Below are 18,056 nucleotides of genomic sequence, written 5' to 3' on the forward strand. Positions count from 1 at the left end.
GCAGATCAAGTGATGCTTAAGGAGCTTCTTGTGCTTACTACAGAAGAAAAATGAAAAATAATAAATTAGCAATGATTGAACTTTAATATATCGCCCTTGAATAATCAAGGTGAATAATGGCATGAAGTTAGGAGTCTTGTATGTATCGATTAATGAAAACCATTCATAGAACATTTGGCATCATCGGTTCTTTGCTTGTCCTATTAATGGCGATAACAGGCTTATTATTGAACCACCGTTCCTGGATTGGGTATGGTTCTACTAACGAATTGAAACTGCAGAAATGGGTATTCGGACTTCACTCGGGCTTTTTTGGCCATACTTCCATTGTATGGTTAACAGATCTTGGTGCCGTTTGTATGATTGTATTTAGTTTGACGGGCATTTGGTTATGGTTTAAAGGAAGCCGAATGGCCAAAAGGAAATGAATAGACCGTATAAAAAGGAGAATGAATTACACATGAAAACAAAAGGATTTCTACTAATTCCGCTTACTTTCGCAATAAGCCTTGCAGGATGCGGCACTTCCCAGGATGCTGGCCATGATCACTCGAAACATGAGCATAAAGACACCAATACCGGCAAGCCAAATAACAGCCAAACCGGCAAGGCCATCAAAGAAGAACTTAATGGACTGGATGTCATCGAAAAAAATGTTAATAAAAAGGATTTTAAAAGTGCTGCTGACCAATTTGAGTCGATGCATGAAGAATATCATTCTGCCGTCCTTCCTCCGATTGAAGCAAAAAATAAAAAAATGGGAGAGGATATGCACGGGAAGTTTGATGCATTAGAAGAAGCGATTAACAGCAAGGACAAATCTCAGATCCTAACCAATGTAAAAATTAATCGTGACAGCCTCCAGAAGGCTGCAAAAGAATTAGGGATTCAACTTTAATCACTCGTTAGGGTAAGAACAGACCGCTGGTAACTGAATGTCAAAATTGGGCCATTCCATCTTTGGAATGGTTTATTTGTTTAAGGGATTCGGTAAAAGTAACGATGCAATAAATCAACAATCAGGCGGAGGTATCATAAATGGATTTTTAAGTCCTGTTCGTAAAAGCACACTAAAGTACTCCAGTTTTTAGTGGTAATGTTTATACATGGTACAGACACCTAACAAGCCTAAACCGGCATACAGATAAGAGTTACGAAAAAAGAATAAAACCAAGTACTCTTTTCAACTTTTGATGTGAAATCTCCCAAATACTTCCAATCAGATATTAGTTCAACAGCATGTTTTTGTTTGAATAGCAACACTCTTTACGAAAAGAGCCTTACTTAAAGATCAAGCGGCCCTTTTAAATTTGGTCGAAGATTGTCCAATTGACGATATGGTAAACGAGACACAACTCCAAACGAGATCTAAAGGAACCTCTTCTACTCTTGAGACCCAACCTGGTGATAATACGCAATAATGGATTGCGGTAGTAATGAAAATTATGGATTAAGAATCTGAAAGAGGGAATGGAATGCTGGAGGAAATTGTGTTACAAACAGCAACAAATGCATTTGGACTTAATTTGAGTCTGCTTACACATGTTGGCGGCATGTTTAATGAGTATATCAATACCCAGCACAAAATGGGCATCCTTCACGGATATTACGTTTGACAAATCAGAAGTGGCGTAATGAAAAAGAGGCATATGCCGAGCTGCATTTCATGGACTATTTGTTTGATAACGGCGTTTCTGTTCCTGAAATACTCCCATCAAAAGCAGGAAAATGGGTTGAAAATGTAACGGGTGGTTATCACGCCTCTATGTTCACCAAAGCTCCTGGTCGAATCCCTACTGAAGAAGACTAGAACCAGAGAATGTTTGTAAATTGGGGACGCATAGTGGGACAGATGCACTTACTTACCCAATCCTATGTCCCTCTACAAGATGTTAAACGCCGTGATTGGAAACAGGAACCCTGGATGGATATGATGCGACACCTACCATATGAAGAGCCGATTGTTCGGCAAAAAGCTATGGAGTTGTTAAATTGGTTAGAGACTCTTCCAAAAGAAGATATGAAAAACTATGGTCTTGTCCACTGTGACCTTCATGCACACAACTTTTTTGTAACTAATGACGGTGCGATTACGGCATTTGACTTTGATGATTGTTGCTATCATTGGTTCGCTTTTGACATCGCCATAATTCTTTACTCGGTCATCATAAAATACAACCGACAAGATAAAAAGGGTGATACTCTCGATGACCACGTTGCCTGGTTCCTCGACGGGTTTCTAAAAGGCTATCAAGAGGTACACACCTTGGATAATCGGTGGCTAAAAGCTATGCCGAAATTACTATGTTATCTTCGGTTGCTCTATTACAACGTTTGGCACCAACGTAATGACTGGAGAACGGTAGAGGGTGAACTGAAGATGAAATGGTTACGTTTTAGAGAAGAGATTGAATCAGATGAACCTTTGACAAATTATCCATTTGGATGATCTTTTTGTATATAGGAGGCTAACAAAATGATTAATCCTGTTGGTGCTGTTGAGGGAACGGTTGTAATTGTAGTGTTGTATTTCGGGGGAAGAGCAGTCATAAGGTAGATTAAAGTACAAAAAGACAGTAGGTGAAAACTAACGGGTTCCCTTTTGAGGTGCAAACATTGCAAAGCACATCACATTTTTTGTCACTGAAATCAATGGATTCTCTAATTAAATAACAATAATAAACGCAGAGAAGGGATAGCTTAATCGCTATCCCTTCATTTTTATTTCACTATCTAATCCCGTTGGTTGAAGAAAGTTGTTGTCTGTTTTTATTATGTGTCTTCGTCACTTTTGTACTCCAAAATATCACCTGGCTGACAATCCAAAGTCTTACATATCGCTTCTAATGTTGAAAAACGAACCGCCTTTGCTTTCCCATTTTTCAGAATGGAAAGATTCGCCATGGTAATTCCAACTCTCTCCGAAAGCTCCGTTACGCTCATTTTTCGTTTTGCTAACATCACATCAATATTAATAATAATTGCCATATCATCCACCTCAGACCGTCAAATCATTTTCTGATTTTATGTTAATCGCTTCTTGTAGAAGCCGTTGGAGGATAGCGGCAAAAACAGCGATAACCAACGAAGCGAAAATGATGATGAGTCCCATTAATCCAATAGGAGGGTCAACTTTCTTCGCTATAAAACGAAAGAGTGGCAAACCTAATACATACAAACCACTGATTGTAATCGCACAGCACTTTATGTTCTTTAATGCCTTTACAGATAATTCCGAGAACGCTGTGTTCTCGTCAATGTACCGTAAAAGCTTGAAAGCCTGATAGAGAGCAAAGTAAAAAGGCACAGCCGCTCCATACATCACGATGAAAACGAGATATTTCATTGGGACAATATTTGGATACAATTCTGCCGCGAAATTCGCCATATGGGGCACTAAAAATATACATAAAGCAAGCACTGCAATTCCAGCCAGAAAAATAATTACCTTTAAGAAAGTGGTTGAACCTCGTTTAACAATCATTTAAAACACCTCACTTATTTAATGACAACATGATTTTATCATATAATTTATCGTTTTACAATAAATTAGTATTGTTTTTTATTATATTATTATTGTTATTTAAATACCCTTTAATTTTGACAAAAATAATAAGCATTTCTCATTACAAAGAAATGCTATTATTTGGCCGCATGTGCCAGCTTACTGATCATCGCATTCCAGGCACACACTAATACCTTAATTCCTTTATACGCGATTGGGGTCTTCCTATCCTTTACCATTGCTCAGTTTGGACTGATGAGGCGTCGGAAACGTGTAATAGGATCTCATTGGCATATGAAACTAGCGATAAATACAATTGGTGCTATCGTTACAGCTGTTGTTACGATTGTTGTTGCATATACAAAGTTTACAGGCGGAGCTTGGATTGTATTGATTGTTATACCAGCTGTTATTATTTTCTCGTTAGCCATTGAAAAACATTATCAGGAAGTAGCCAAGAAGACCTTTTAACTGCCAAGCATGCTGTAATACGATTTGAATATCGTGCGAATGGTATCCATTTTGAGGGCAAACCATTTCGACTTGAAACTTACGGCAATGTACTTCTAATCGTCTTAGCTTTGTTGGTAACTTTCTGTATTGACAGACGATTCATTATGAAGAAACCGTAATTAAGAGAAAAACTAGACTCAAAAAAGAATTGTATTTCGTCTTAATAAAATATATGGCTTGACCTTTTCCGTACCATAAAAGATGTTTTCATATTGGCATTTTAACCGTCCGTTAAAAATCCTTAAATAAAGTTTACATTCTATATAAATCATTCGTTTATGCATACTGATATCAACGATGTGTGGGAAATTTGACGTGTTCTATATAAAAATTTTCTATTGAGGGCATGTTATAATGTTCACCGTATGCTCCGTGGCATATAAGCAATTTCCCTTGTGTTTATTTAATAAAATTTCCTGAACCGTGAATCACGATCTAAAATTTAGAGGAGGAAACATTTATGAAACGATTGGGGTTTTATTTTCTGCTATCATCATTTGTTCTCAGCCTTTTCACAGGGTTTTCCGCACCTAAATCAGCGGACGCAGCAGAAACGGCTAAACCAGGAAAAATCCTTGGAGATTATGCCGGAGTAATACGTGAAACCACTCCCCGCTCCGATGGAATCTACCATATTGATACACCCCGTTCCATCGAAAAGATGAAGGAATTACATATTAACACTTATTATTATCTGATTTGGGACGAGAAAACAGATTGGGATGATTTGAGAAACGAATTTTTGCCTGCTGCCAAAAAAGCCGGGATTGATGTGGTCGTCTATGTTGTCCCCCCAACTGAATCAACCGGTGAACGGAAATCCTATCCTTATACGACAGATTACCTTGCCTGGTCCAGAGAAATAGCAAAACTGTCTGTTCAATATCCGAATGTAATCGGCTGGGCAATCGATGATTTTAATCATAACCTTAATAAATTCACCCCAGAATATATGGACCAAATGAAGAAAACGTCCGAAGCAATTAATCCTGATTTGTTTTTTTCTCCTCTCATGTATACCGATTCATTAAATGAATCTTTTCTTCAGACACGGGGAGCATATATCGATGGCGTCATCCTTGCTTTCAGGGATGGAATCTACCGGAATACCCAGGTATATGCGTCCGAACAGGAACAAATTGACAGCGCTTATAGTTTACTTAGCAAATATAACTTACCGTTGTATTGGATGATTTATGCCTCTCAATTATCCAAAACTCCTGCCAATCCTTCGGCAGACTATGTAAGAAAAGTGACCCAAATCGCCTTGGAGAACATGAAGAAGGGAAAAATCGAAGGGACTATCTCCTACGTCCTCAAAAAGAACTTTGAACCAGAACCAACCGACGATAAGGCATATGACGACACAGGCTATTTAAACTTTTTTATCGGCAGTGGCGTCCCAAGCTCCGCTGGCAATTACGCACAAGCTACTCAAAGAGTACGTGTGAATAAAGCCGACAATTATTCGTTAACGTTCCAGACGATGAACCTTGGAGCAGACGTATCTGGTTACCATAAAAAACAGTTGCTGATTGATGGAAAGGTGGTCTGGGAACAGGATACGGCTGAAATTGTTCCCGACCTCCTTTGGAAACCCGTTACTGTAGACCTTAAACCCTATCTTGCCGGCAAATCCTGGGCTGATGTATCGTTCCGTTTTTATGAAAATAAGGGAGTAAATAACTTCTGGACGTACGCAGGTTTTGATGCACTGCAGCCTGTTGGTTTTACCGTGAATAACGCAAACTTTGCCGATAACAGCAGCTGGAATTTCTCATCTAATTATTCCGGAATCATCGGAGAAATTTTGCAATATGATGAGCAGAGACGTGAGCGTGCTTATAATCATATAAAGGTTTCCTACGCGACATATGAATTGTATTCTTCCATTTACACTTCAAATGTTGAAGCTGCGACAAAAAGCAGCCTCCTTAAAAAGGCAGCTGATATTATGACCTACCACTTTGAAGAGCAAAATGACAGGGCCGTTCAGGGTCTTAACAGTTTACAAAACCAGATTGCTTCGTTAAAAGGAAAGGAAATATCTGATGATCAGGCTGAAACTTGGGACGCCTTGATCAAGGAGCTTAAGGAATATTATTCTGCTGTATAAAGTCCCATCTGAAAAGTTATGACGAGATCGAAGCGGTTTTGGATGGCAATAGAGGATATTATAAATCATGACAACACATTGAGCTGATGGCCGGTACTTCACTGGCAATCGGCTTTTTACTGTATTTCCTTACCAATTGTCAAATTACCATAAGTATTTTTAGTCATATAGAGCATTGCATTTGAAAGTTGAAAAATTCTTGGCATACAAACAGTATTAGCTGATATGTATTTGCGAATTTATTGTGAGAAATGTGGTTTGTCAAAAGATGAAGGTTTCCATGGGCTCCAATTATAGCAGGGGCAAGATTGTCTGAAAACGTATCATCAGAAAAATCTGAACGTCTGATGGAAATAGTCAATCATTACTATTCTTTATAACTATCGATTAATCCACAAACGGGTGTGTTTCTTTAAGAAAGGAATGTGCTCTTTTTTATTGAACTAATAAAAGCTAGCAACTTTACACATATACGAGGTGTCTTTAATTGAAGAGTCTTATGGATGGAGAATATAAAGTAAAATTAAATGGAATTACCCATTGGATAAGGGTTGCAGGGAGTAAAAATAACACCACTCCTTTAGTTATTTTACACGGCGGTCCAGGTGGCAATCAGTATGTATTTGAACGAACTATTGGACTTTTACTCTCAAATAGTAGGACAGTTATTTATTATGAGCAGCGTGGATGTGGTAGGACTGAAAAACCTTCTGATGATACTAAGTACTCTATAGATTTGTTGATTGAGGATTTTAAATCTTTACGGAAATGGTTAGAAGTTAAGAAATTAGATCTACTGGGGTATTCATTTGGGGGAGAGTTAGCTCTAGAGGTTGCTCATGCTGATCCAAAAGTGATAAATAAAATAGTTCTATCCGGACCAAGTTTAATAAATTCAGAGATAAACAAGATGGTTCAGATTACAGGCTTTTGTTCGGTAGTTGATAACCAAATGTATAAACAGATGCAAAATGTTCTTAAAGAGGGATTAACTATTGATGAAACATATAACACGTTTTGGGAGCTGGTGGATAGTAAATCTGTTGATTTATTATTGTTCGAAAATCAAGAAATAGGAAAAAAGAATAGGATACTGTGGGAGGAAAGTAACCTAGTTAACACGGGACTAATGTTTAAGGCATTACAAAAAAATCCTGTAAAAATTCCTCTATTAGATCGATTGAAGGAAATTCAACAACAATCCTTAATCATTACTGGTGTATTTGATCGTAATACTGGAATATCTATTTCAAAGATAATCCATAAAGGATTAAGGAACAGTGACATTGTATTGTTTAACAATAGTGCTCATTTCCCCGATTTAGAGGAACCAGAAAAGTTTAATATGACAGTACAAGAGTTTTTAGACCAAAAGGTTGTCTCTTTATTATAAGCATTAGTTATTCCACAAACGGGTGAAATTCTTGATTAAAAGAGGCACCTGTTTTCTTTGTTTCGTAATGATTATGAGAAACCGCATTTAATAGATTGTTGAACAACTATAGTATGATAATTGTTCATCACGCCAATACTAGAATAAAGTGTAATTGGTTCTTTAATTGGAGAGTGAGTAAGATGTTATTATCAATTGGATGGGACAAATATCAGCATTAACATTAAAAACCTATTCCTTTCAGTTCAATATGTTGCTTCGATATTTTGGAGATATTGATTTTAATAGTGTTACAACAGATCAGCTAAAGACCTATTTAATTGAGGAAGGAGAACACTTAAAGCCCTTAAGCTTAGGCCACCGTGTTCGATTCATTCGTTCTTTGTTCAAGTGGGCTTTTGACGAAGGGTTTATTAAGAATAATCCTGCAGCTAAATTAAAGGAACCCAAACTTGAGAAGAGGATTCCCAAATTCCTTACTGAACTTGAAATCGAACATCTCAGGGAATCTTGTGAAAACGCTATGGAAATTGCATTGTTTGAGTTCTTTTACTCCACAGGTTGTCGCATTGGGGAAGCAGTAAAACTTAATCGTGATGATATATTTATAACCCGTATATCGGATCGTACCGGAATTAAGAAGAGAATTCATCCACACCAGTTGCGTCACAGCTATGCCACTCATATGATGAATAACGGAGCGCCACTTGAGGTAATTCAGAGTTTACTTGGCCATGAGAAAAGCGAAACAACAAAGGTGTATGCACAATTTAGTGGCAAGTTAAGACATGATTTATATAGTAAATATTTTTAAAAGTAATAGCACAATAAAGTACAAAACCTCGTTTATAAATGACGAGGTTTTTTGATGTAATCTTACTTGTATTCTTATTTACTCTGAAGGATTGAGCGGTATCTTTCTAGAATACAATTTAGGATAAAATATTATGTTCTTATTCAACAAACGAGCAGGATTATGGAATAACGGACACTGGATATCTCTGTTAATTAAAGAAAATTCAAGTTAGAATAGATCTAATATTAAGACATAAGGGTCAGTTGGGTGTGGGTATGATGGAAGGGGTATTTTTGGACGAGACAATTTATGGGTATGAAGATGTTTTAACAATGTTGGATTCTTTGTTGCAAGACTTTCCAATCGTATATGTCTGCTACGCCTAAGTCTCCACCTTTTAGAAAACAGGTGATTGCAAAGAAGCCATTCAGTTTTAAAGCTTTCTTGATTAGACCTATGTAGTTCATTCTACGGTGAGGAGCAATATGGTGAAAGCAACCCAAATCATAAACAACGTCATATGCACCCTCTTCAATATCTAATTCAAAAATATTATGAACAAAGGAGAACTGAAAATGAGAAAGCTCGTTCTATTTCTGCACGCATCGCTTGACGGTTTTGTAGAAGGGCCGAACGGCGAAATGGACATTGGCTGGGTTTCCTACGATGCTGAATTGGAGAAACATGCGAAAGAAATTCTGAGTACTGCCGACACTGTTATTTGGGGACGTGGGACTTATCAGATGATGCACAATTACTGGCCATCTGTGCCTTCGAATCCATCAGCTTCGCAGCATGAACGGGATCATGCTGAGTGGATCGAAAAGACATCCAAAATCGTTTTTTCCACGACTCTGGAGAAAGTCGAATGGAACAATTCCAGACTGGTGAAAGAAGATGTCGAGAAAGAGATCAAGAACCTCAAAGAGCAGCCAGGCAAGGATATGGTCATCCTCGGAAGTCCTAGGTTCGCACACTACCTTATGCAACTTGATTTAATAGATGAGTATAAAATTACGGTTTCACCCGTCCTGATTGGCAGCGGGTTGCCGTTATTCCAAGATCTCAAGGAGAAGATCAATCTTAAACTTATCGAAAACAAGACATTTGATTCTGGAGCCATAGGCCTCGTTTACCAGACGGTTAGATGAACTTGTCTCCTAAAGTAGATTACGCTAACCGGATTACGTTAGCACAATAAAAGCAGCGGCAGTCTAGGTCTTTCGAGTTCCTAGTCCGTCACTGCTTTTTTTACGAGTCAGTCTAATTCAGTTTGTGGGGTGATCGTGTCGTTAAGATTGGATCTTCCACAAACGGGTGCATTTCTCTAAGAAGGAGATCTGCACTTTTTTTATTGAACTTATTGAACAAACGAGCAGGATTATTGAATAAGCAATGGGGGTTTTAAATGTTGATTTATCAATGTTTTTACATCTATAGGAAACATGATAAAAGTGTTCATTTATCAAGTTCGAGATGGAAGGTTCTATCGGATAACGTCTGAAAAAACTTGGTTTATGATGAATATACTAAGGCTTTTTTATGTGACTTGTTTTATATACTGGATTATCTCCCAATCTAAAATATTTTGCTTTATCTTTTAATAGAATTTTAAATTTAATGTTACTACCTATTTAAAGATATCCAATTTTCCTTATTAAAGAATTGGGCCATTTATAATGGAATAAGACTCTCAAACAATACAGCATACATGTGTTAATATTTGGAGTGTGATTATGAAAAGATTACCTAAACTAAGTTCCATTTAAGGGGGCGCCAATGAGAAAAACCGAAATATGTCCTTGGAATCTACATCGTCATTGCTGAGGTTTCTCCCTTAACAAAAACATAGTACTAAATTTATATAGTTAATAGATTTAATTAATCTAACTGATTGAAATTAATTTGCATTGTGATGAGAAAGTCAAATACAAGGGGTAATCAAAATGATTATACGTAATATCGTTTTTTTTGATTAAAACGCTTTTAATATTCTGGATTTCCAGAACCTTAATCTCTCATCTATGGATGTTTGTTCTTTTTAACGTTGGCTTCTTTATTATTGTTTTTTATCCTTACTTCTTCAAACAAAAAAAGAAACATATCTAATATTGAAACATTCATTAAAATAATGCTCTTATTTGTTGGTGGCTATATATATTCAAAGATGGAAAATAGCTCTCCATCTGAGATAATTTCGGATCCGGATTTGTTCTATTTGAAAGTGGCTCAATAATCAAACTGCTAGTTAAGCATTTAAATTTATCTGGATTTTAAAAACTTATAAAGTGTATTAGAATTTCGAAGATTTCATATCTAGACGGGATTACTTTAAGTACCATTCCAAAACGTTTATTTGTTGTAAATGTTGTAATCTATCCGGTTTTTACTATAGGCGTAATTTCCTCTATTTATGCCTCAATGTTGGTACCAAAAGATTATGCACAAACGGCTTTAATGTCATCTGGCATTATTAACCGTATTGCAACCATCCTTTTAACATTGTTCATTGTCTAAAAGCATCAGTTCTAGCTGACAGAGTGGTTTACTCGTTAACGATGATAAGCTCAAAATTTGTAGGTACATTAGTAGCACAACTTATCTTTATCCCTGCTGCATATTATTTTGCGTGGTTTGCAAAATGGATATAAAAAGTTTATTCAACAATCGGGCGCTTTCCTGCAACAAGGAACAGCGCTTTTTTAATTTTAGGGCCAGAATGATGAGGAAAACTTTCGAAAACAATAGGTCTCAGATTGTGAAGGTTTGCTTAAACCGGCGTATGCAGGTTAGCTAACAATTAGTATCATAAAATAAAGGAATTTGGATTTTAGTAAAGAAAGAATAAATTTAGAAAAATGCAAGGGTGGAATAGGGCTTCGGAACGAAACTGGTTACAGATTGGTTCACTTGGAATACGATAGGGGAAATTCGCATATATTTTTGATTCACGATGATAGGGGGAATATACCCATGAAAAAGCGAGCAATAGGTCATAACGGTCCACTGGTTTCAGAGATTGGTCTCGGTTGTATGGGGATGTCATGGCTATATGGTAATGCTGACCGAAGGGAAAGCATTGCAACAATTCACGCGGCATTTGAGGAAGGCATTACACTCTTTGATACAGGTGATTTCTATGGCGATGGACACAATGAATTACTTCTACGTGAAGCCTTTCAAGGAATTCAACGAGAAAGAGCGTTCATTTCAGTAAAATTCGATGGTAAGCTACACTCACAAGGCAAGAGCCATCGGGAGGGTGAAAACCATCCTCACACAATAAAGAATTTCCTTGAGGATACCCTAATGCGCCTAGGTGTTGAATACATTGATCTTTATCAACCAGGGACAGCCTGCCTCGATCCAAACGTACCAATTGAAGAAACGGTTGGTGCAATAGCAGATATGGTAAAGGAGGGATATGTGCGTTGCATTGGTCTTTCAGAAGTAGGAGTGGAAACAATTCGCCGCGCACACGCTGTATATCCAATTAGTTGGCTACAAATGGAATACTCACTATTTAATCGGAGTATTGAATCAAATATTTTGCCGACTCTAAGGGAATTAGGTATTTCTCTTTCAGCTTATGGTGTTCTCTCAAGAGGTTTATTGAGTGGTACATGGTCAAAAGACCGGATGTTAGATTTGGATGATAAACGCAATAATGGTCCTCGGTTTGTCAACGAAAATATTGAAAAGAATTTAGCCCTTGTAGAAGCATTGCGTGAAATTGCTGAAGAAAAGCAGGTAACCGTTGCGCAGCTTGCTATCGCATGGGTTCTATCTCGGGGTGAAGATGTTATCCCATTGGTTGGGGCAAGAAAGCAATCACAACTACAGGATTCACTGGGTGCAGTTAACCTGAACTTAAGTTCAAACGATCTTTTACGAATTGAAGAAGCAGTACCTCCAGAGCTTGTCGCCGGCGAATACTTCCCTGTACCACGGCAAAAATGGTTCTTTTAACAAATTATTATTGATAAAAAGGTTGCTAAAATAAAGAATGAACTTCTTGTTGAACTGATCGCGTTAGTAAAATAACTTAGAAGCCATTTTTACAGAACTTCTACATTATCAATCTTCCACAATCGTGCGCTTATCTTTAATTAGGTAAGCGCCTTTTTTCATGTGCCACATCGACTCCACTTCCAGGCTAGACTAAAAAAGATTACTTGGTTCATAAACTGGGAGAGTGAAGCAAATGTTATTATCGAAAGCTTGTACATTGAAGAATAACTCAATACCACGATTACCACAATTTCCAGATCCCCATCAATCTGGGGTGAAATGGATCCTCTAGAAGAACTAGACTCGATTTTACTGATACCTAATATTAATCAGCAAATTAAGAACTATATTAAAAACAAAAGGAATATCGAATTAATCGAGGATTATAGGCTGGACAGACTCCGTTTAGAGCGAAGTAATTCGTAAGACAATGAGTTGAAGAGATAAATCGATCTACTGATAAGATAGCCATCAAACAGGAAAATGAACAGAGGAATTAAATAAAGAAATAGCTTCAAGAAGTAAAGAATGCTTGAAAAGTGAATAGCAAAATCTCCTTCGCTTAATAAACCTTTGAGAGAAGCGGATGGTTACTGACCATGATACAATGAAATTGAAAGGCTTGTTTAAAAAATGAAGGATTTACTAATTTAAGGAGGGAATGGAATGTTTACATCAGTAAATGATTTCTTAAACGAATGGAAACAAGAAGCAGCTGTTACCCAAAAAGTGCTGGACGTGCTGACGGATGAATCGTTGAATCAGGAGGTTTCTCCAGGATTATACAGCATTGGAAGCCTGGCTTGGCACATTACTGGAGCAGCTTACTACTTTCCTTCACAGGTTGGATTAAAATTTGAGATTCCTGATCTTCAAAAAGAGACACCGAAATCTGCTGCTAAAATCAGTGAGACATACAAAACAGTAAGTGAGCGGTTAACACAAGAGTTCTCTGAACAGGTTTCAGATGAAAGAATGAACGAAATGGTGAATTTATTTGGAATGGACATGCCAGTTCAGGCTGTTTTCCGTCTGCTCATTCAGCATCAGGCACATCATCGCGGACAATTGACTGTCCTTATGAGACAAGCGGACTTGAAAGTTCCTGGCGTATATGGTCCTAGCAAAGAAGAATGGGAAGCAATGAATGCTCAAAAGAGCTGATATCGTTATGATGCAAAAAAGCCGGCACCTGCCGGTTTTTTTTGTACGATCAGAATTTATTTCATTTCTTAACTCAGTTGGGGCACAGAATCTAGCTCCAGATACCATTGGTTCGGAGACTACAGGCCAATCTGTTCAGAAGGTTAAAGAACAACCTTTAAGCAGGGGGCGGTACTTGTCGCGGATTCGCTCAGCTCTCTTAAGATGGAAGAATCATCAAATTAACAGGGCTATCTAGTTTATCTATTCCTGGTCGTTTAAAGGGTCGGGTTGTTTATTGGAATACTGATCATTTTTTAAAACCTATAAACACTTCACACTTTTAGAAAACTCTGTGATAAATATAGAGGAAAAGAACTAAAATTATATACTTGAATAGTTAGTCATTTAATATATGGATGCGTTAATTCTCTTTGAATTGTATTGCTAAGTAAATTTGGGATATTAGATTTACTCGTGTGCCGATTTCGTGCCGATACTGGGGGAACTCCCCAGACGGTGGCGACTGACCAAAGGTAATTGGTTCGCCACCTTGACTGGTTTAACCATGAACGCAGTTTAACTAAAGATCTTCATGAAACGGGCGCTTACCTGAAATAAGGATTAGCGCTTATTTTCATTTTAGGGCCAGATTGTTGAATAGGTTTTTACATAGCAAAATATCCTTCGATTAAGAGCAAAATCGATCAACTGATAAGATATTTAAAAAACCAGTGTCGGTAACGGACACTGGTTTTATCGTGGTATGATCCAAAGCCTATCGATGCCCGCATAATGCAAAAGAGATGTATCTAGGACTCTTGTACGTTTACTACAATTTCCGTATACTGTGTCTCCTACATAAGCAGACACCAGGACCCTTTTGAGGGTAGAGATATCGCAATCGCAGTAGGAAGATGTGCGTTTGCCCAATAGGAGGACCCAGTCTTTCTATATTCCATACACATTTGCGGAGGGATTTCCTCCTTTTTCTGTTCTGTCATCAATAGAATGTTGTCTTCCGGTGTGTTTTCGTTTTTGCAATTTGGGAATAAATCAGTAAGGAGGGTGAGTATGACTGTAGAATTCCGTAGTATAAAAACCAAATGTGAACTAGAAGATGTATTTGTCCTGTTGGAAAAGGTATTCAATAAAGATAGGGCTTTTTTTGAAGAACGAATTAAGAGTAATCCTGCTTACCACCTGAAGACAACATGGGTTGCCATAGTTAATGGAAAGATTAGTTCGGTACTTCAAGTTTTCCCTTTTTGTATCAATGTTCCTCCTCTTACAATTAATGTAGCTGGTATTGGGAATGTTGCTACTATGCCGGCTAACCGTGGACAGAAATTAAGCCACCGCTTATTGGATAAAGCCCTCTCTTGGATGGAAGAGGAGGCGTTTGATTTATCGCTTTTATATACCGGTATTCCATCCTTTTATGAAAAAGCGGGCTGGCACTCAATCCCTGAAAATTATCACTACCTTTATGATAAATGTGAAGAGCAGACTCTTGAAGATGGAATGAAAATTACACCCGTACAGCATAGTGATTTGCCAGAAATAATGGAAATCTATCAAAACTATTCCCAGCGGCTAAACGGGCCGATGGTACGGACAAAGGAATATTGGACCCAGCAGCTAAACAGTATGAAAGAACATGATCATTTTTTAGTAGCGAAACACCACAACCAAGTGACAGGGTATATCCGTTTTCAAAAAGCAGATGCGACTATTGATATTATTGAATTATGTCATCAGAGCTGCTCCAATACCGTGTTTCGCTTGTACCAGGCCGCACTTTCACAGGAAGAAAATAAAGTGATTTTATTTCTCCCTCCGCATCATGAATTGTTTACTCATCTTAGCCATCAAACGTTATACCCTTTTGAACATCAAGAATCCATGTGGAAAATTATATCCAAATCTTCATTCACCAACCAAGTAAACGACCTAATTAAGAAGGATAACGGATTAGAATATATTAAAACAGAAGATCATTATATAGATGGTTTTTATAAGAATGAAGTATGGACCAGATTGTCACATTCGGACTTTTTAACGTTTTTTTTACAGGGAAAAGACACAAAAGAAATGACGACAAAAGACAAATCGATATTAAGAGACACCTTTATACATCGTCCTTATATTTTTTGGAGAAGCGATCACTTTTAAGAGGAGGTAATTATGGCGGAAATTAATAAACTAATGGTTGTAGCCCACCCAGATGATGAAATTATTTTTGGCGGGGATGAATTGATACAGGAAAAAGGTTGGAAAGTGATTTGTATCTCAGAAGGAAATAATGATACTCGTTCACAAGAATTTAAAGCAGCTATGAAAAAGGTAGAAGCCGAATATGAAATCTGGAGTTTTAAGGATGCATGGACAGAACACGTTAACCGGCCGAAATTAGAACAGGAGTTACAACGGATAATCCACGAGCGCCTCTATCGCAAAATTGTAACGCACAATTTACAAGGTGAATACGGCCACCCTGAACATAAAGCTCTTTCTGAAATTATGAACTCTATAGTAAAAGAAAACTTATTTATGTTTGATTTATCGCTAGAAGAAGTATTACAAGTGGATATATTAAAGCAAAAACTTGAAATACTTGAAGTATATGAGAGTCAAAAACATGCTGTAGAACAACTCCTTCCTTATGTAATTAAAGCCAGGTCTATTCAGGTAAAATAACTTTCTTAATGAAAAATAGCAGAATACCAAAAAGGTGTTTTATTTTAATTTTCGAAAAATATTGTAAAAATTAGCGCGGTGAAAAATTAACCCTTAAATACGATATCTATAATTACAAAAGAGATTTGTATGATTATTTCAAAGGATTCTGACCGTAATAAGGTCATTTACCTTCTTCATTATCCTTTCGTATTAGCAAAAGTGTACACCGAATAGTTTTCATTATTCGGTGTTTTTTGTTGTTATTTTAACTGTGATTCCAGCTGTGAAAGAGGATTAAAAAGCTATGGAGTAATAAAGCAATATATGAGGATGGAGATACAAAGAACAGCTTGACACAAAAAAAATCAGCAATTCGTTACAACTGTTCAGTACACGGAGTAACTTTTTGTTTGGACGCTTCTTGAACAAGAATTGGACTAACTTACTCAATTGGAATTGGGGAAATTTCTTATGACAGACAATAAACAACCTAAGATGGACTATATTAAGGGGGAGATTAATTTAGGGGAAAATACTATAATAAGGAAAATAATAAAGAGAGAATGATTAATTATAGTATCGTTGAAAGTATTGTCAGGTATATTAGCTATTTGTTTCTTGATAAAATTAATTGTTAATACTTACCGATTCCATAAGGAACTTGAAAAACACGTTACTTAATATGATGGGAGGAGAATCTCCGACGTTTTTCAAAAGGTGATCCTTTTAATAAAAAAGCTACAAGAAAAATCTTGTAGCAGTCTTTACTTATTTGTGTGCTTCTTCTCGATCTCGGCGTCTTAGTCCTAAAAGTCCGACTAATCCAAGCAGCCCAATCCATTCCCAGTTTGAATCATTATCGTTGTTATCGTTAACTGTAGAGACATTTCTAGTAGCTGGAGTGCGATTATAATTATCGTTAGTGAATCTGTCACTGCGGTCCATCATGTCCGTTCCACGTTCTGCGTATGCTGGCATAGAAAATGTAACAATGGAAATAGCAATGGCACATATTAAAGCAGTTATTTTATTCATCAGTTATCCCTCCTTTCCAAACATCTATAATGTTTCATTAAAAGGAAAGCTTTATTCCTTAAAGCAAGGACAAATTTTTACCTTTTGCAGTAAAATATTTCACGGATATCTTTTAGTTGTCTAGACAATTCTATACATTGTGGCCTGATATCAAGAGAGAGGTGGTCCACATTGAATAAATCGAATTTACTGCAAATAGGGAGGACGATTATGGGAATCTTAAGCGGAAATCCGCAAAATGAACCAATGCATTATGGGGAAGTTTTTAGTATGTGGACTTATCTTGCTGGAAATAAGGGATATGTCGCAGGCTATGAAACGCTAATAAATCATACTGGAGACGGGGACTTGAAAAAATTCCTGGAAGACTCTGTTCAAGCAATGAAACAAGAAATTGAACAGGTCGAAAAGGTCTTGAAAGCCAATGGAATTGGTATACCGCCAGCACCTCCTGAACGTCCAGCTGCGTCTTTAGAAAGCATTCCTGCAGGAGCTCGGTTTAGCGATCCTGAAATTGCTGCGTCCGTTGCAAAAGATGGAGCAGCAGGATTAGTCGCTTGCAGCCAGATTATGGGCCAATCCATCAGGGAAGATATCGGAGCTATGTTTGGACAGTTCCACATGAATAAAGCACAGTTTGGCGTAAGGCTCTTGAGGATGATGAAAGAAAAAGGATGGTTGGTTCCTCCTCCCCTTCACATGGAAATTCCTGAGGCTATTCACGCATAACCATCAAAAGAGAGATGCCAGTCCGATTTTATAATCGATACTGGCTTCTTTTTTTAATATTATTTTTAAGCAGGGCATCATTAGGTATCCATCGTTTCTTCAGAACATACTTAGAGGGAAACAAGGAAATTGG

Annotated in this window: 20 protein-coding genes and 2 pseudogenes; 18 read left to right on the forward strand and 4 right to left on the reverse strand. The window is 37.3% G+C overall.

Going from position 1 to position 18,056, the window contains the following annotated elements:
- Positions 1–140 precede the first annotated feature (140 nt).
- The 5 genes from OKX00_RS08675 (at position 141) to OKX00_RS08695 (ending at position 2,449) form a co-directional block, all read left to right on the forward strand.
- On the forward strand, positions 141–428 hold the full coding sequence (locus OKX00_RS08675) for a PepSY domain-containing protein (protein ID WP_062234341.1): 288 nt from the start codon (positions 141–143) through the stop codon (positions 426–428).
- A 32-nt stretch (positions 429–460) separates the two neighbouring features.
- A complete protein-coding gene (locus tag OKX00_RS08680; RefSeq protein WP_265410124.1) occupies positions 461–898 on the forward strand; it encodes a hypothetical protein in 438 nt (145 codons plus the stop codon).
- A 577-nt stretch (positions 899–1,475) separates the two neighbouring features.
- Entirely contained in the window at positions 1,476–1,616 is a 141-nt protein-coding gene (locus tag OKX00_RS08685) for a hypothetical protein (protein ID WP_265410125.1), read from the forward strand.
- Positions 1,613–1,810, forward strand: coding sequence for a hypothetical protein (locus tag OKX00_RS08690; RefSeq protein WP_265410126.1), 198 nt, complete (start codon positions 1,613–1,615; stop codon positions 1,808–1,810). Before OKX00_RS08685 ends, OKX00_RS08690 begins: the two co-directional genes overlap by 4 nt.
- A 42-nt stretch (positions 1,811–1,852) precedes the next feature.
- Positions 1,853–2,449, forward strand: a complete 597-nt coding sequence (locus OKX00_RS08695) for a phosphotransferase enzyme family protein (RefSeq protein ID WP_265410503.1) — start codon at positions 1,853–1,855, stop codon at positions 2,447–2,449.
- Between the two features lie 323 nt (positions 2,450–2,772).
- Here OKX00_RS08695 and OKX00_RS08700 read toward each other — a convergent pair whose 3' ends face one another.
- Both OKX00_RS08700 and OKX00_RS08705 read right to left on the reverse strand, forming a co-directional pair.
- Positions 2,773–2,988 (reverse strand): helix-turn-helix domain-containing protein, encoded by a 216-nt coding sequence (locus OKX00_RS08700; RefSeq protein WP_016114251.1) that lies wholly within the window; start codon positions 2,986–2,988, stop codon positions 2,773–2,775.
- A 10-nt stretch (positions 2,989–2,998) separates the two neighbouring features.
- Positions 2,999–3,484, reverse strand: coding sequence for a DUF2975 domain-containing protein (locus OKX00_RS08705; RefSeq protein ID WP_265410127.1), 486 nt, complete (start codon positions 3,482–3,484; stop codon positions 2,999–3,001).
- A 315-nt stretch (positions 3,485–3,799) separates the two neighbouring features.
- On the opposite strand from OKX00_RS08705, the gene OKX00_RS08710 reads away from it, so the two are divergent.
- The 5 genes and pseudogenes from OKX00_RS08710 (at position 3,800) to OKX00_RS08730 (ending at position 8,341) form a co-directional block, all read left to right on the forward strand.
- A complete protein-coding gene (locus OKX00_RS08710; RefSeq protein ID WP_156418907.1) occupies positions 3,800–3,976 on the forward strand; it encodes a hypothetical protein in 177 nt (58 codons plus the stop codon).
- Positions 3,977–4,478: 502 nt separating this feature from the next.
- Positions 4,479–6,134 (forward strand): hypothetical protein, encoded by a 1,656-nt coding sequence (locus OKX00_RS08715; RefSeq protein WP_265410128.1) that lies wholly within the window; start codon positions 4,479–4,481, stop codon positions 6,132–6,134.
- A gap of 216 nt (positions 6,135–6,350) precedes the next feature.
- Positions 6,351–6,514, forward strand: a pseudogene (locus OKX00_RS08720) (aminoglycoside phosphotransferase family protein); the annotation flags it as partial.
- 107 nt (positions 6,515–6,621) lie between these two features.
- Positions 6,622–7,527 carry an alpha/beta fold hydrolase gene (locus OKX00_RS08725; RefSeq protein WP_265410129.1) on the forward strand — a complete coding sequence of 302 codons (906 nt, stop codon included), beginning with the start codon at positions 6,622–6,624 and terminating at the stop codon, positions 7,525–7,527.
- A gap of 199 nt (positions 7,528–7,726) precedes the next feature.
- Complete coding sequence (locus OKX00_RS08730; RefSeq protein ID WP_265410130.1) at positions 7,727–8,341, forward strand: tyrosine-type recombinase/integrase; 615 nt, start codon at positions 7,727–7,729, stop codon at positions 8,339–8,341.
- A 335-nt stretch (positions 8,342–8,676) separates the two neighbouring features.
- Here OKX00_RS08730 and OKX00_RS23225 read toward each other — a convergent pair.
- A pseudogene (locus OKX00_RS23225) lies at positions 8,677–8,880 on the reverse strand (SAM-dependent methyltransferase); the annotation flags it as partial.
- Positions 8,881–8,898: 18 nt separating this feature from the next.
- Here OKX00_RS23225 and OKX00_RS08735 point away from each other — a divergent pair.
- The 7 genes from OKX00_RS08735 (at position 8,899) to OKX00_RS08765 (ending at position 16,177) form a co-directional block, all read left to right on the forward strand.
- Complete coding sequence (locus OKX00_RS08735) at positions 8,899–9,474, forward strand: dihydrofolate reductase family protein (protein WP_062234372.1); 576 nt, start codon at positions 8,899–8,901, stop codon at positions 9,472–9,474.
- Positions 9,475–10,663: 1,189 nt separating this feature from the next.
- The gene (locus OKX00_RS08740) at positions 10,664–10,840 is read left to right on the forward strand and encodes a lipid II flippase family protein (RefSeq protein WP_265410504.1); all 177 of its coding nucleotides are present in this window, start codon (positions 10,664–10,666) and stop codon (positions 10,838–10,840) included.
- A 41-nt stretch (positions 10,841–10,881) separates the two neighbouring features.
- On the forward strand, positions 10,882–10,974 hold the full coding sequence (locus OKX00_RS08745) for a lipid II flippase family protein (RefSeq protein ID WP_265410131.1): 93 nt from the start codon (positions 10,882–10,884) through the stop codon (positions 10,972–10,974).
- A 322-nt stretch (positions 10,975–11,296) separates the two neighbouring features.
- Positions 11,297–12,292 (forward strand): aldo/keto reductase, encoded by a 996-nt coding sequence (locus tag OKX00_RS08750; protein WP_265410132.1) that lies wholly within the window; start codon positions 11,297–11,299, stop codon positions 12,290–12,292.
- A gap of 708 nt (positions 12,293–13,000) precedes the next feature.
- A complete protein-coding gene (locus tag OKX00_RS08755) occupies positions 13,001–13,498 on the forward strand; it encodes a DinB family protein (RefSeq protein WP_091004477.1) in 498 nt (165 codons plus the stop codon).
- Positions 13,499–14,551: 1,053 nt separating this feature from the next.
- Entirely contained in the window at positions 14,552–15,652 is a 1,101-nt protein-coding gene (locus tag OKX00_RS08760; protein WP_265410133.1) for a GNAT family N-acetyltransferase, read from the forward strand.
- 12 nt (positions 15,653–15,664) lie between these two features.
- Entirely contained in the window at positions 15,665–16,177 is a 513-nt protein-coding gene (locus OKX00_RS08765) for a PIG-L family deacetylase (RefSeq protein ID WP_265410134.1), read from the forward strand.
- Positions 16,178–16,927: 750 nt separating this feature from the next.
- Here OKX00_RS08765 and OKX00_RS08770 read toward each other — a convergent pair.
- Complete coding sequence (locus tag OKX00_RS08770; RefSeq protein WP_265410135.1) at positions 16,928–17,194, reverse strand: WGxxGxxG family protein; 267 nt, start codon at positions 17,192–17,194, stop codon at positions 16,928–16,930.
- Between the two features lie 210 nt (positions 17,195–17,404).
- Here OKX00_RS08770 and OKX00_RS08775 point away from each other — a divergent pair, with 210 nt between their 5' ends.
- Entirely contained in the window at positions 17,405–17,923 is a 519-nt protein-coding gene (locus OKX00_RS08775) for a DUF3231 family protein (RefSeq protein WP_053357798.1), read from the forward strand.
- Positions 17,924–18,056: the final 133 nt, after the last annotated feature.

It is taken from the genome of Fictibacillus sp. KU28468 (genome assembly GCF_026153615.1).
Classification (GTDB): domain Bacteria; phylum Bacillota; class Bacilli; order Bacillales; family Fictibacillaceae; genus Fictibacillus_C; species Fictibacillus_C marinisediminis.

What these genes read in the sequence shown, in the direction of transcription:
- OKX00_RS08675 (WP_062234341.1), top strand. Translation starts at nt 141, where the DNA reads ATGTATCGATTAATGAAAACCATTCATAGAACATTTGGCATCATCGGT.
- OKX00_RS08680 (WP_265410124.1), top strand. Translation starts at nt 461, where the DNA reads ATGAAAACAAAAGGATTTCTACTAATTCCGCTTACTTTCGCAATAAGC.
- OKX00_RS08685 (WP_265410125.1), top strand. Translation starts at nt 1,476, where the DNA reads ATGCTGGAGGAAATTGTGTTACAAACAGCAACAAATGCATTTGGACTT.
- OKX00_RS08695 (WP_265410503.1), top strand. Translation starts at nt 1,853, where the DNA reads ATGCACTTACTTACCCAATCCTATGTCCCTCTACAAGATGTTAAACGC.
- OKX00_RS08700 (WP_016114251.1), bottom strand. Translation starts at nt 2,988, where the DNA reads ATGGCAATTATTATTAATATTGATGTGATGTTAGCAAAACGAAAAATG.
- OKX00_RS08705 (WP_265410127.1), bottom strand. Translation starts at nt 3,484, where the DNA reads ATGATTGTTAAACGAGGTTCAACCACTTTCTTAAAGGTAATTATTTTT.
- OKX00_RS08710 (WP_156418907.1), top strand. Translation starts at nt 3,800, where the DNA reads ATGAAACTAGCGATAAATACAATTGGTGCTATCGTTACAGCTGTTGTT.
- OKX00_RS08715 (WP_265410128.1), top strand. Translation starts at nt 4,479, where the DNA reads ATGAAACGATTGGGGTTTTATTTTCTGCTATCATCATTTGTTCTCAGC.
- OKX00_RS08730 (WP_265410130.1), top strand. Translation starts at nt 7,727, where the DNA reads ATGGGACAAATATCAGCATTAACATTAAAAACCTATTCCTTTCAGTTC.
- OKX00_RS08735 (WP_062234372.1), top strand. Translation starts at nt 8,899, where the DNA reads ATGAGAAAGCTCGTTCTATTTCTGCACGCATCGCTTGACGGTTTTGTA.
- OKX00_RS08745 (WP_265410131.1), top strand. Translation starts at nt 10,882, where the DNA reads ATGATAAGCTCAAAATTTGTAGGTACATTAGTAGCACAACTTATCTTT.
- OKX00_RS08750 (WP_265410132.1), top strand. Translation starts at nt 11,297, where the DNA reads ATGAAAAAGCGAGCAATAGGTCATAACGGTCCACTGGTTTCAGAGATT.
- OKX00_RS08755 (WP_091004477.1), top strand. Translation starts at nt 13,001, where the DNA reads ATGTTTACATCAGTAAATGATTTCTTAAACGAATGGAAACAAGAAGCA.
- OKX00_RS08760 (WP_265410133.1), top strand. Translation starts at nt 14,552, where the DNA reads ATGACTGTAGAATTCCGTAGTATAAAAACCAAATGTGAACTAGAAGAT.
- OKX00_RS08765 (WP_265410134.1), top strand. Translation starts at nt 15,665, where the DNA reads ATGGCGGAAATTAATAAACTAATGGTTGTAGCCCACCCAGATGATGAA.
- OKX00_RS08770 (WP_265410135.1), bottom strand. Translation starts at nt 17,194, where the DNA reads ATGAATAAAATAACTGCTTTAATATGTGCCATTGCTATTTCCATTGTT.
- OKX00_RS08775 (WP_053357798.1), top strand. Translation starts at nt 17,405, where the DNA reads ATGGGAATCTTAAGCGGAAATCCGCAAAATGAACCAATGCATTATGGG.